This is a genomic window from Luminiphilus sp. nBUS_07 (genome assembly GCF_051201685.1).
Classification (GTDB): domain Bacteria; phylum Pseudomonadota; class Gammaproteobacteria; order Pseudomonadales; family Halieaceae; genus Luminiphilus.
This window is the reverse complement of the sequence record NZ_CP179213.1, coordinates 1,463,642-1,476,469: the sequence shown is the minus strand read 5'-3', so window position 1 is coordinate 1,476,469 and position 12,828 is coordinate 1,463,642. Positions and strand designations below refer to the sequence as shown.

Here is a 12,828-nt window from a genome sequence, read left to right as displayed (position 1 = left end):
TATTAATGAGTGGTTTATACCTTCAAGTAACTATCCAAACGCACTTGGAACCTTACCAACCAAAGCGGTTGCCAAGTATCAAGAGAGCCAACCCTGCATCCAATTTTAGGGACTCCCATTGAAATTCCAATTTTTCTGCTTTTCGTCGTCAGCGTAAATACGCGCGCGCTTCGCTTAAGGTGCCGGGGTTGCCTCTAAGTCGCCTACCTTTTTAACGTGGCCGGTGTTCATGTCGTAGAGTGTGACCTCGTACTTGCCCTGTCGCATTAAAGACCTCTCAGCAGAGAAGCTGCCAGTGATCCTGCTCCTATCTCGAGCAGTATCAACAAGCCTGCCTCCCAAGACAACAGACACGTTCTCAACCGCACACTCAGTCTCAATCCATATCTTAGAGTTACCCTGAAAACTTCGGTTAAACGCTTGCCCTTGAACGACGGTTTTTGGTCCCCAATCCTGAACGTGGCACTGCTGTATTTTACCATCCTGCGACGCCGCCCCATCTCTTGCTGTTACCTGCAATCCGCCAGCGCATGAAGCCGGTCGTAGAATTATCGAAAAGTCTACGTCAGTTTGTGCAGTTTCAATCTCAAAGCCCGAGGGTGTCCTTGTCATGTATACAAATTGCGAAGCACTTAATTGTTCGGGCCAATGAGCCTGCTCTTCCTCACCAATCTGATCCAAAGAAGCATTCGAGGCAAGGACAACCCGCTGTCCGGGAGCAAGGCTCTCTAACACTTGCTGTAGTTCTTTAAGGCGCTTTTTAAACTTTCCGGAAAAAAATAACTGCTGCTCTATTTGATCATTTTCGTCGAGAATTACAGTGAAGATGCCCATACGGCTCAGCACTGGACGCCCACTACCAGAAAAACTTCCTGTCAAATACTCTCGTCCCCAGCGCAGATGAAAGGTACCCGTCTCTTGATCTAGACGAGCATGCGCTGAATACTCGCAAACTTGATTATCTCTTGTTTTGTACGCAAAAGTGGTGCCGAAATTATATACTGCATCCATCGCTCTTTTCTTATCGCAACTATCCAACGGCAACCTAAGAGGTTGGGCAATCGCATCGGCATTCTCGCAGCCTAATGTTTCATTAATAATAGGTCGTCCTTCTGGGTCATAGTCCCTATAGCGAGTCAAAACATAACGTGGCTTAGCCGGCTTATTTATCTGTGAACGCGCCAACACAAAGTCTGCATTGTGTTCTACCTCCAATAAATCGAGTACGTTAGCAACCATATCTAAAGAAGACATCTGAGCTTCTGTATCCCAGATTTCAAGCGTCTGCTTGCGCTTTTCAGGGATCACAACGGTGGTAAACAGTCGCTTATCAAGCACCCCCTGCTTTTGAAACAATCGAAACATATCCCGACTGTGAAAAACTCCATGATCGGCTTGGATGTACACCACGGTGTTTTCGAGTACGCCGTTGCGATCCAATTGACTGAGAAATTTCTCCAGCAAAAAATCCGTACAGTGAATAGCATCAATAAAGGGTTCGTCTGACCGCGGATAATCTGGACACCCTTCATAGGTGTATCCCGGCACATGCGTCCCCAACGTTAGCAGTGTCACGTTGAACGGTGCTGAAGCTTTATGCATTTCAGTGATTTTTTTGAATGCCTGATCAAAGAGCGTTGTATCGGGAATACCCCAGATGGTGTTTTGGTCGCGAAAACCTTGAGCTCGCCAGTGTTGCAAGCCCAACACCTGATCATAGCCATGCTCCAGTAGGAAATCGCCTTTGCCCGCAAATGACAGGTTAGCCCCCCCAAGGTATACCTGCTTATACCCCGCTTTTTTTAATACATCCCCCATGCAAGGTAATTTGGTAATGCGCGCCTCGGCCTTGGTTAGCGAACTATTGTCATAGGCCATGTTCACTAACGTGCCGCATTGCGAGTTAAAGATGCCCTCAATAGTGACGTAACCTGAAGACAGATTGTTTGAAAAACTAAGATACTTCTTTTTCATTGCATCCATATTGGGTGTTAAGCCAGGATACATATCGTTTTCAGTCAGGTTTTCATTAAAAGATTCAAGATAAACTACCACGATGTTATAGGGGTCGGCAGGTGCCTTGGCCACAACAAAATTCTTTTCAGTCGGTAGCGGTCTCTGAGCACGCAGTGGTTGTAGCAATTTTGCGGCATCGGTCCGTACAACCCTTGCATTTAGGGCAGCGATTTTCCCGCGCTTTGCAAACTCCTGATAACCCGACGCTAACAGTACCTCAGGCGAACTGTTACTGCCAAAAAAGATAAGAACTAATGATGCAAACAGTGCCAACGCACCCGGAAAAAAACCTTTATGGTTAAACTCAGCCCCCAGCTTTGAGAGGAACAAAAAAAACAACGCGACCAATACCATCAGTGGCAGCAGGGCAAAATAGTATTCCGAAAAAGCGATTTTTGCCGACTTCCATTCCGCGTGCGCGAAAAACTCGACGGTATACCCCATCCCAGTAAAGTCTTGTAGGAAACCGTAAGAAAATCGAATCATTAAACTCGCAAGTATTAACAATCCAACCGTCAAAAACGCCAGGCCGGTGTGGATTCTAGAAAGAAAAGCAAGCACCGCGTAAAGAAATAACGTGACACCCGCCGCCGCGAAGACAAGCTCAGCAAAATTACCTACTGAGCTTGGGTACAGGTACTGAATGGCCATCATGGGCAATAAAAGCGCAACAAATATCGAAAACAAAAATTTCATGGCGAACCGAGAAACCCTATAAACCTAGTTAAACACCAACAAAAAAGTAGTGTCCCAATTATTTCTCTTCGTATATTGAACCCAATCACGTAAGTAAGCTTTCCTGCGGTGGGTTTAATCTACGAGCGCAAAAAATATTTTCCCTGAGAACTCATTGCCCACGAGCTCGCGGGAAAATGCAGCCGCATTGTACCTTAGGTTTAAAAGTTTTCGGGAACTAGCACCCTATCGTTGACCTTTTTGTCGCCACACAGGCACTGCGGACTTGGCCAAACCCACCCCCTTCTTTTAGCTGGATGGCCACACTACGCACGCCCTCACAACAAAATAACGGCAGCAGGTGCCATCGGTGGTATGGGCCTTATCGAGGCACGAAACACCCGGATCATTCATGTGCTTATTTTGCGCATCATTTAACAGAAGCTCCCATCGAGACGTCCAGCTATGTAAGAGGGTTGGCACATTTTTATCACATCTAAATTGCCCCCAAATTTTTTGTTGAAACCTACACTGCGGACAGTTGTAATTTCCACGCCGCGCCCACGAGCGTGTTAGGCTGCACCTCGTTTCAGCTAATTCACTAGTCATGCTTGCGTTTGCACTTACCATATTTACCTCTGCATTCTTACTGTTTCAGATTCAACCTCTGATCACAAAATTCATTCTCCCTTGGTTCGGCGGAGGCACCGCGGTCTGGGCAGTTTCGATGTTATTTTTCCAATCTTGTCTCGTTGCAGGCTACGGCTACGCCCACCTATCGGTCAGGTATTTAGGTCTACAACGGCAAACTCAGTTACATATTGTTTTTTTATTGCTGGCCCTGATTCAAATCCCCATTTCCCCCTCAGAACTCCATGAATTCGATGCGGCACAAAACCCAACGCTGCAAATTCTGAGCCTTCTCATTCGAACCATCGGCGTTCCATTTTTTGTGTTGTCGGCCACGGCACCGCTGATACAAGCCTGGGCGAGCGGAATAAAAGCAACGACCAATCCCTACCGCCTGTACGCATTGTCTAATGTCGCGGCGTTGGCAGCGCTGTTGAGCTACCCGTTTATCATCGAACCCATGTTTAACCGGCAACTGCAGGCGCAAGCATGGTCTATTACCTTTGCGGTTTTTATCGCGCTCTGCATCTACTGCGCTTTCGCCACTGCGTCGCGGTCTAAAACTCATGCCCCGGCACCGTCAAGAAGTGGTGATAACACACCCCGTGTGCCCATCGTTTCGTGGCTGCTTTGGCTTATGCTTCCGGCGACCGCGGTAACGCTATTGTTGAGTGTGACGAATCAACTCACCCGCGATCTTGTTTCGATACCCTTCTTATGGGTATTGCCATTAAGCGTTTATTTACTCACCTTTATTATTGCCTTCGACAACGAGCGTTGGTATCGCCGCAGGCTGTTTCTACCCCTTTTTGCCTTTAGTCTTGCCTGGATCCTTTACCTATTACTTGGTGAAGCACTTAATGTCACTTGGACGATTATCGTTTTCATGTTCGCACTATTTGTCTTGTGTATGGTCTGCCACGGAGAGTTGTACCGTTTAAGGCCCACAGCAAACCAACTGACCGGCTATTACCTCATAGTGGCACTAGGAGGGGCTTTAGGGAGTGCCCTTGTGTCTGTGCTAATGCCAATAATTAGTGATCGCTATATTGAGTTACAAATTGCCGCATCGATGGCAACAATATTGGTAGTTCTGCTTTTAATGAAACACGTTAACGTCAAAGTGTCGCTGACTGCTGGCATTCCAATCCAAGTCGCACTGGCAATTGGCGCTAGTTTTATTGTTTTGGTGTTTGTTCACTCTGCGCGTGACGAGGAGCCAGACATCGTCTATCAGGCCCGCAATTTTTATGGAGTGTTAACCGTCGGGCGAGATAATGCTGGCACTTCTGAGGAGTTTTTGTGGTTGCGCAACGGCAACAGCTATCACGGCGCACAGGCCACAACAGCGCCAGAAAAGTTGTTGCCGATTACCTACTACTCCCCCGGAAGCGGGATCGATATGGCGATGAGCTTTTCAGCAGAACAGCCCAAAAGACGCATAGGGATGATTGGCTTGGGTATTGGCACCGCAATCAGTTACGCAGGAGCGCAAGACTCGGTAAAAGTCTATGAGATCAACCCTGATGTTGTGGAAATCGCTCAGCGCCATTTCACCTACCTTTCAGATACAACTGCGGACGTAAAACTCGTTTTGGGGGACGCCCGACTTTCGCTGGAAAAGGAGCTTCCGCAAGCTTTCGATATTTTTGTCCTTGACGCTTTCTCTAGCGATGCAATTCCCGTTCATTTATTGACTCGAGAGGCTTTTGAGCTATACCTGAAACACCTTACACCTGATGGTATTATTGCGGTGCTTATTTCGAGCTGGCATTTCGATTTCCAGCCTTTACTCACGGAAATGGGAAGGGCTCTCAGCCTACAGTCTGTACTGATAAACAATGCCCCTACTAGTACACGAAAATGGGGCTCCCGTTGGATGATTTTGACGAAAAACGATCGATTTATGTCACAGGAATTTATTCAATTACAAAAGCAAAGAATGCCCGACAACGTGAGCAATGTGCGCCTATGGACTGATGATTTCTCAAGCCCATTTCAGTTGTTGAAGTAATGATCTACTCCCTGACATTTGTGCTCGCTTTTTGCAGCATTGTTTACGAGCTTCTGCTGGGGCAGGCACTCAGTGCCTTTTTAGGAAACACAGTCCTTAGATACAGTGTCACCATCGGCCTTTACATGATGTCACTCGGCATAGGATCAATGATCGCGGAAGGCCGGTTCGTGGCTCGTCCCGCTGTTGCCTTGCTACGTGTCGAGACGCTATTGACCGTGTTTGGCGGCGGCTCCATAGTGCTTCTCTTTTTTATTGATACTACTGGCGCCTCAGAACTCACGCTCTCTATAACCGCTCACTTGCTCATTATAATTATTGGAGTCTTGTCAGGCTTCGAAATTCCCCTGCTAATAGCGCTGAAAAATCTGAACACTAAATATAGCGATAACGCCGTTATTGGCATCAATTACCTGGGTGCATTTTTGGGCACCATGACGTTCGCGTTCGTCCTCTATCCGTACGTTGGGTTGATACCGACTGCGTTTATCATAGGTCTACTCAACGCAGCCGTCGGCATATTGCTAGTACTGCAAAAAAAGCATGTTTCAGCATCAGACCTGCCTCACTTCCATGGCATGCTCGTCATTGTATCCACCTTGGCCTTGGTGCTCGTTTACTATTTGATTATGGCTGATCACATCAGTGAGCTGGTTCTTAAAGCATATCTGGATTAGAGGGGTAGAACACAGTGCCAGTCTCGACTGAAACTTACGGTGATCATTTTTTGGTAGACCTTCATGGGTGTAACGCCTCGGTTATTGGGGGCGTTGAGCCAACCCAAGAGGCGCTGCTTGCAGCCGCAAAACGTTGTGGATCAACAATCATCAAGTATTTCTTTCACCAGTTTTCGCCCACAGGAGTCAGCGGGGTCATCTTAATCGCCGAGTCACATTTTAGCGTGCACACCTGGCCAGAAAACAATTTCGTCGCTGTGGATATTTATACCAGTGGCGAGGTGATGCAACCCGATATTGCGATCACTTTTCTACAAGATGCGTTTAACGCACAGCGGGTAGAAGTCGTTAGGGTTACTCGAGGTCGGATAGAAGCTGATGCAGACTAGGATCATGAGTAATCTAACAGCAACTCCACGAATTATTTATGCCGCCACACTTATTCTTGCGGCCTGCAGTCTTTTGTATGAGCTATTGATCGCACAGGCTCTCGCTACATTCGCGGCCAATACAGTAACTTGGTACAGCGTGACCGTTGGCTTATACCTCGCTGGAATGGGACTGGGAGCCCTGTTACACGAACGGCATCCCTCAACGAACCTATGGGCAAGATTTTTCAGAGTTGAATTGGCCCTAAGTGCAGCAGGTGCGATCGCTGTGCCGCTCTTACATCTTTGCCATACGGGTGGCCTGTTATTTGATGTAAACGGGCTACCACTGCTGGGGCAAATACTGTTCTTCGGTGCAGGGCTCCTCCTCATAATCAGCATTGGATTGCTAACAGGATTCGAGCTGCCTATTTTGATTGATCTTGCTAATGCCTCGTCTAATAAAATGCGATTAACCAATCGGGTACTAGCATCTGACTACGCGGGTTCCTTGCTCGCAGGCTTGGCATTTCCTTTGATGCTGGTACCAAATCTCAGCCTCATTACCATAGGCCTGATCGCTGCTAGCCTGAACATAGCCCTGGCGACTTTAGCCCTGCGTGCTTTTATTCCCAACCATCGCCAACCTGGGCTCAGGTTTGTACCCAGCGGTCTATTGGCACTTACAATAACTCTGGGCCTCTATTTCTCGACACCTGTGGATCGCTACTTCTCCAAGCTTTATTATTTTTATTTGGGCCAATCCGACGATTTAGGACAACTTTTTTTCTCGATGGACAACGCCGAGGACGTGTTTCGTGCTCGCTCGCCTTATCAAAAAATCGACCTCGTTTATAACGAAAGGGGCTTTGGGACAGACCTCATAAATGGCTTTTACTCCAATAAATTCAGTGACAATCCTCAGCAACCCAGAAACTACGCTTTATTCCTCAACGGCGATTTTCAGTTGGCCTCTAACTACGAGGAGCACTATCACGAGTTTTTTGCGCACATCCCGATCATTACAAACGGGGCAGTGCCCACTAACGTCTTGGTGATGGGTGGTGGTGACGGTTTGCTTTTGAGGGAACTCGTTAAATATCCGGAGATCAAAAACATCACACATGTCGACCTTGATCGAACATTAGTCGAGCTCGCGGAGACGCATCAAGTGCTTTCCTCCATGAACGAGGGAGCACTCAATGACCCTCGCATAACAAGGCATTTTGATGATGCTTATCGCTTTATTCGCAATGCTACAAACAGCTATGACGCCATTTACCTAGATTTTCCGGCGCCAAAAGATTACAACCTGTCAAAGTTATACAGCCGAGAAATTTACCATTTTACTCGCCAAAGATTAGCAAGTAACGGCTTCATGACGCTTGATGCGCCCGGTCTACAACACAGCGCTGAGATGCGCGAAATTTACACCAGCACTCTCGCAGCTGCGGGCTTTAATTTCGTTACCCCCTACATATCGAAAATTGAAAATGTCAACGAAGCCGCCCTAGAGTTTTTACGAGCGTCCGGGCTCAGTAACGAGGAAGCACGAAAATTGATGGCTAGCCAAGCAGCGTCGATGCGGCTCGGATTTATAACTGCTCGCGACAGCTGGCTAGACCGGCCTATTTATAGGGATCCAAAAATTGAACTCCACGTTCTCAACGATGAACGTCTATTTTTGACACTGAACAAGGTTCAATTTGTACCTCCGACAAACCCTGAGAGGGTTAACTCGATTTTCCGCCCCGTACTGCAGTCCATGGATATCTGGGATTTCCGCGAAGCCTGGTGAGCCATACTGAACGCGATAAGTGAGAGAGGTTCAGTTGACCGACAGCTCGGTCAAAAATTATTTTTCTCCTTGAGAGTGGATAAGCCTCTTAATAATGAGAAAAGTTGAGGCGTCTCCGGCATTCCACAAAGCCTTTTCAGCCCCGACTTAGCGCCCCTCCTCAGATTGTGCATTCTAAATCCCCGTCGACGGTCCCCTAATTCACACCAGCGCCGGGTAATAGTGCAGAGTGCGTCGCGTCTTTCCAGCATTCGGGTCAAGCAGCAAACAGCAGCATACCCATAGGTACTAGTGCCTCAGCAGTGCTAGTACAACGTCATCGGTCAAAAACTTATCTGCGGGTACCGTGCAACCGTGATTCTATCTGGCTTTTTACACCGAATTATTGGGTGAGCATGCCGCGGCAAGTCGAATATTTAACATATAATGCGATCCGGGTCGGCGAGCCAGCATGCAAGCCTTCTCTAAAGCGTTGTAGGCATGTGCACAACGACCTTTGATTGCCCCCCAGTAGGGGGCATGAAAACCGCTAATCCTAAAGTGCATCGGTAGAATATTGAACGAGTAGCGCACGCCCCTTCTCATGAGCTTGCAATGCCGGTAGAACGGCACGTTGCGAAGTACCTAATACGCCACCCATGAGCTAAGCCCCACTGATAAAACGAGACATTATGAGTTTTTCTACCCTAGGTTTATCTGAACCACTACTCAAGGCTGTTGCCGAAGAAGGCTACAGTACGCCGTCGCCCATACAGGCACAGGCTATCCCTGCAGTGCTGGAGGGCCGTGACGTTATGGCCGCAGCACAAACTGGCACGGGCAAAACGGCGGGCTTCACCCTACCGCTGCTTCACGGCCTATCTAAGGGGCAACCCGCGAAAGCAAATCAAGTGCGAGCACTTGTTTTAACGCCAACGCGAGAGTTAGCAGCCCAAGTGGCGGAAAGTGTCGAGACCTACGGGAAATATTTAAACCTTCGCTCTGCGGTGGTTTTTGGTGGCGTTAAGATCAACCCACAAATGATGCGGCTACGTAAGGGCGTCGATATATTAATTGCTACGCCCGGACGTCTATTAGACCTGTATCAACAAAATGCGATGTCTTTTCAGAAGCTTGAAGTTCTCATTTTAGATGAAGCAGACCGCATGCTCGATATGGGTTTTATTCACGATATTCGAAGAGTATTAAAAGCCTTACCGAACAAACGGCAAAACCTGATGTTCTCTGCAACTTTTTCTGAGGACATTCGCGATCTTGCCAAAACCATCGTAAACAACCCTGTAGAAATTTCTGTTACACCGAGAAATAGCACGGCGGTGAGTGTGACCCAGTGGATACACCCGGTTGATAAAAATCAGAAACGCCATTTGTTGGTTGAACTTATTAACCAGCATAAGTGGGAGCAGGTGCTCGTTTTCAGTCGAACAAAACGCGGGGCAAATCGGCTGGCGGAGTTCCTAGAGAAAAAAGACATTCAGGCAGCTGCAATTCACGGTAATAAAAGTCAGGGCGCACGCACCAGGGCACTGAGCGAATTCAAGTCAGGGGCTTTGCGTGTTTTGGTGGCCACCGATATTGCAGCTCGCGGCCTCGATATCGAACAACTCCCACAAGTGGTAAACCTCGACTTACCCGAGGTCGCTCAAGATTATGTTCATCGCATAGGCCGCACGGGTCGTGCAGGAGCCACAGGCCAAGCAATCTCACTTGTGAGTGCTGATGAAGCCCAACTGCTGCGGGATATTGAGAGATTGATTCAAACGCTGCTTCCTAGAAAGCTCGTCGAGGGGTATGAACCGGAAAATAAGCTCCCCGAATTTGCTTTACGTCCCCCTGCCAAGCCCAAAAAGCCAAAGAAGCCTAAACCTCCTCAGGCAGCAAGCGACAAAGGCCCAGCGGAGAATGACAGAAAACGTCGTCCAAACAACGCCCAATCGCCAAAGCGCCGCCGAAGCAATAACAGGAACAACCCCAAAAGTGCCCGACCTCCCCGCGCACAGTAGCGACTTGTCTGCTGGGTACCCTGATCGGGCACGATAAATATCTGCTGCCACGGCTGGGATGTCACCCATTAAACCGTGAGGCAATACTTTACGCCGCGTGAACGTTCGATGGAGAAGGCGATCAAAAAGAGTGTAGGCAGAGTCTATAAACGCCCATTGCGGTGTGCATACGTCACATTTGCAACCTAGAGCGCCGTCTGTTTCATAACATGAGGTCAATGCCTAAGTTGGCTTTTGGCTTTTGGCTTTTGGCTTTTGGCTTTTGGCTTTTGGCTTAGCTTGACCGCTGATTATGGTGGCGCGCCTATCACCCTTTTCATACCGCCTAGCTCATGCAATTGTTGCTGCAATAGCGGGCAGCGCAATACCCCTTCGGCTTCCGCACTGTTAGATGCAAGGCTGGCCGCTGCCGCTACCGCTGTCCAATAGAACCTTGTGGCTATCAGCCTGCACGTCGGTCGTTGTTAATCGTCACACGCTGCATATGCCGTCTGTTGGGCAGATAATCGCAAACCGCATAATGCTGGGTTATCCGATTGTCCCAAATTGCTACTGAATCGTTCTCCCAGCGGAATCTGACCTGAAATTCAGGTCGGCGAACGTGTTGATACAAATATTGTAAAACCTCATCACTAGAGCCCTGTGTGAGATCAACGATATTCCGAGTGAAGGATTGATTAACGTTTAGGTACTTTAGGCCCGTTACAGGGTGGGTTGCGATAACGGGATGAACCGCCGAACCCACTTCAGCGAGAGCCTCATCTACCGCGGCTACCCCACCTTTTCGCAAGTAATCGTTGCGAAAAGTCCCCATGTCGTGGATCGCATACAGACCCTCGAGGTCACTTTTCCAACCAGCAGATAAGCTGTCATAGACGGCACTCATGCTTGCCCAGAGCGTGTCTCCACCCACAGTGGGCACTTCAACTGCACGCAAAATGCTTGCGAACACAGGCTCAGCCCTAAACGTTAAATCTTTGTGCCAATCGTCGGTATCCGGTGCGCTGTTACCCTCATTACAAAGCTCAACAATGCTCTGATAACCCTCAACATGGGGATACACCGGGTGGCCCGGATCAACTTCCCCGAAGCTCTCAGCTAACGCAAGATGTTGGCGTGGACTCAGATTTTGCTGCCGAAAAAAAAGAACTTGATGGCGCATGAGACCGTCATAGAGCGCGCCCGCTACATCATTAGGCAGGTCAGCACTCAGGTCGATGCCCTGTACCTCGGCACCTATACGCGTTGTGAGCGGACTAAACTGCATTAAATTTGCCTTTTACTGGAGAAAAATCGAGCTTAAATCACTGTTCGAAATTGGCAAGCTTTACCAGTCGCACGGTAGGAGGCTCACTTTCAATCACTCTTTGGTAGCGAATTGCCAGCAACCCCTCGTCACTACCGGCAGTGTCTAGCCAGTTACCCGACAGCGGCCTTTGTGACGAGATAATCACGGTATATCGCCCTTCTGAAATTTGGATCTGGCGGTGATTTAGTGCGGTTTGATGCGTTTCGTAGTCTAACGACTGTAGCCAGCGATTTTGCAGAGACACTGACCAATAAGCGGCGTTCGGTACGGCGCCCTCGACAATCAGTGCCTCACCCTCCTGCAATTTATACCAACCACCGAGATATTCATTGTCGGGGGTTGGATAAAACACGCCGCCAAAATCTGGACTGTAATCCCGAGGTGGCTCAATTGAGTTCGGCGTTTGAGACATCATCTGTGCGAGGGTAACGGTTCCGTGCAGAGTATTGCTAAAAAATTCGGCTGCTTGACGCAGGCCGACCGACAGGCCTACGGGGTCTGCCGCCTCTTTGGGGGCTGCCGATAGATTTCGAATCTGCAATGTTGCTTTAGCCGCTTGATCACGATCATGAAAATACTGCCGCACCATAATAAGATGCGCATCATCGTCCATCGCCAACCAGTTACCTGTGGCGCCCTCAGGACGAGTGCCGCTAACTAAGACCTTAAAATTGCCTTGGGCATCGAACGCAATATCATCGTGGGTCAAATGGCCAGACACACGGTTCCAGCCGTTAACATGGCGCCCGTAAAGCGTCAGCCCCACGTAATCAGCATCACCTCGATGGCCACTGATCACATAGTGGTGCTCTGAAGAAACCTCTGCCGAGAGATAGATCGCATCGGGACTGTCACCGAGGAACTTGCGGTAGCCGCTCATCCAATCGGTAAGCTGCGGCTGGGTCTTACTACCGCGAGTCAGCTTCATCTCTAAAGATGCCGATGCCAACTCGGCGATGTAGGCCAGTCCATCATGTCGTGCTTTCGCGTCAGGGGCAGATTCAACAACTAACGCCCCACCCGCTTCAAGACTAGCCGTAAATTCTCGCCATGCCTGTGCCGCTTCACTGTCCATGGCCCAGTCTGCGGGTGGCAGTTCAACGACACGGTGGGTTTGGAGAGTGCCAAACACGTAGCCAACGCTTACAGCGATAAAAATGCCCAACACCAAAAGAAGCTTGCTCACAACCGGTCCCCCCATCGACTTCGCGCCTGATTTAGCGCTTGCGGCCCCTTTAGCGGCTAAGCTGGCCTTAAAGTATCCCGAGCAGCGCACTAATTATAGGTTTTCGAGCCACCAGCCGCCGCTGCATAGCGCCCTCGCCCGACCCATTTAGC

General features: G+C 49.0%; 8 protein-coding genes. 5 read left to right on the top strand and 3 right to left on the bottom strand.

What is annotated here, in order from left to right:
• Positions 1–174: 174 nt before the first annotated feature.
• The gene (locus ACMAZB_RS06525) at positions 175–2,712 is read right to left on the bottom strand and encodes a sulfatase-like hydrolase/transferase (RefSeq protein WP_435219885.1); all 2,538 of its coding nucleotides are present in this window, start codon (positions 2,710–2,712) and stop codon (positions 175–177) included.
• Positions 2,713–3,418: 706 nt separating this feature from the next.
• Here ACMAZB_RS06525 and ACMAZB_RS06520 point away from each other — a divergent pair.
• The 5 genes from ACMAZB_RS06520 to ACMAZB_RS06500 all read left to right on the top strand — a co-directional run bounded on the left by ACMAZB_RS06520 (position 3,419) and on the right by ACMAZB_RS06500 (position 10,181).
• On the top strand, positions 3,419–5,335 hold the full coding sequence (locus tag ACMAZB_RS06520; protein WP_435219884.1) for a fused MFS/spermidine synthase: 1,917 nt from the start codon (positions 3,419–3,421) through the stop codon (positions 5,333–5,335).
• A complete protein-coding gene (locus ACMAZB_RS06515) occupies positions 5,335–6,012 on the top strand; it encodes a hypothetical protein (RefSeq protein WP_435219883.1) in 678 nt (225 codons plus the stop codon). The genes ACMAZB_RS06520 and ACMAZB_RS06515 overlap by 1 nt, the downstream gene beginning before the upstream one ends.
• Before the next feature lie 14 nt (positions 6,013–6,026).
• Positions 6,027–6,401, top strand: a complete 375-nt coding sequence (gene speD / locus ACMAZB_RS06510) for an adenosylmethionine decarboxylase (RefSeq protein ID WP_435219882.1) — start codon at positions 6,027–6,029, stop codon at positions 6,399–6,401.
• 4 nt (positions 6,402–6,405) lie between these two features.
• Entirely contained in the window at positions 6,406–8,178 is a 1,773-nt protein-coding gene (locus ACMAZB_RS06505) for a spermidine synthase (protein WP_435219881.1), read from the top strand.
• Positions 8,179–8,849: 671 nt separating this feature from the next.
• Positions 8,850–10,181, top strand: a complete 1,332-nt coding sequence (locus tag ACMAZB_RS06500; protein WP_435219880.1) for a DEAD/DEAH box helicase — start codon at positions 8,850–8,852, stop codon at positions 10,179–10,181.
• Between the two features lie 442 nt (positions 10,182–10,623).
• Here ACMAZB_RS06500 and ACMAZB_RS06495 read toward each other — a convergent pair whose 3' ends face one another.
• Both ACMAZB_RS06495 and ACMAZB_RS06490 read right to left on the bottom strand, forming a co-directional pair.
• A complete protein-coding gene (locus ACMAZB_RS06495; RefSeq protein ID WP_435219879.1) occupies positions 10,624–11,448 on the bottom strand; it encodes a TauD/TfdA dioxygenase family protein in 825 nt (274 codons plus the stop codon).
• Positions 11,449–11,485: 37 nt separating this feature from the next.
• Positions 11,486–12,676 (bottom strand): DUF1214 domain-containing protein, encoded by a 1,191-nt coding sequence (locus tag ACMAZB_RS06490; protein ID WP_435219878.1) that lies wholly within the window; start codon positions 12,674–12,676, stop codon positions 11,486–11,488.
• Between the last annotated feature and the right edge of the window lie 152 nt (positions 12,677–12,828).

What these genes read in the sequence shown, in the direction of transcription:
- ACMAZB_RS06525 (WP_435219885.1), bottom strand. Translation starts at nt 2,712, where the DNA reads ATGAAATTTTTGTTTTCGATATTTGTTGCGCTTTTATTGCCCATGATG.
- ACMAZB_RS06520 (WP_435219884.1), top strand. Translation starts at nt 3,419, where the DNA reads ATGTTATTTTTCCAATCTTGTCTCGTTGCAGGCTACGGCTACGCCCAC.
- ACMAZB_RS06515 (WP_435219883.1), top strand. Translation starts at nt 5,335, where the DNA reads ATGATCTACTCCCTGACATTTGTGCTCGCTTTTTGCAGCATTGTTTAC.
- ACMAZB_RS06505 (WP_435219881.1), top strand. Translation starts at nt 6,406, where the DNA reads ATGAGTAATCTAACAGCAACTCCACGAATTATTTATGCCGCCACACTT.
- ACMAZB_RS06500 (WP_435219880.1), top strand. Translation starts at nt 8,850, where the DNA reads ATGAGTTTTTCTACCCTAGGTTTATCTGAACCACTACTCAAGGCTGTT.
- ACMAZB_RS06495 (WP_435219879.1), bottom strand. Translation starts at nt 11,448, where the DNA reads ATGCAGTTTAGTCCGCTCACAACGCGTATAGGTGCCGAGGTACAGGGC.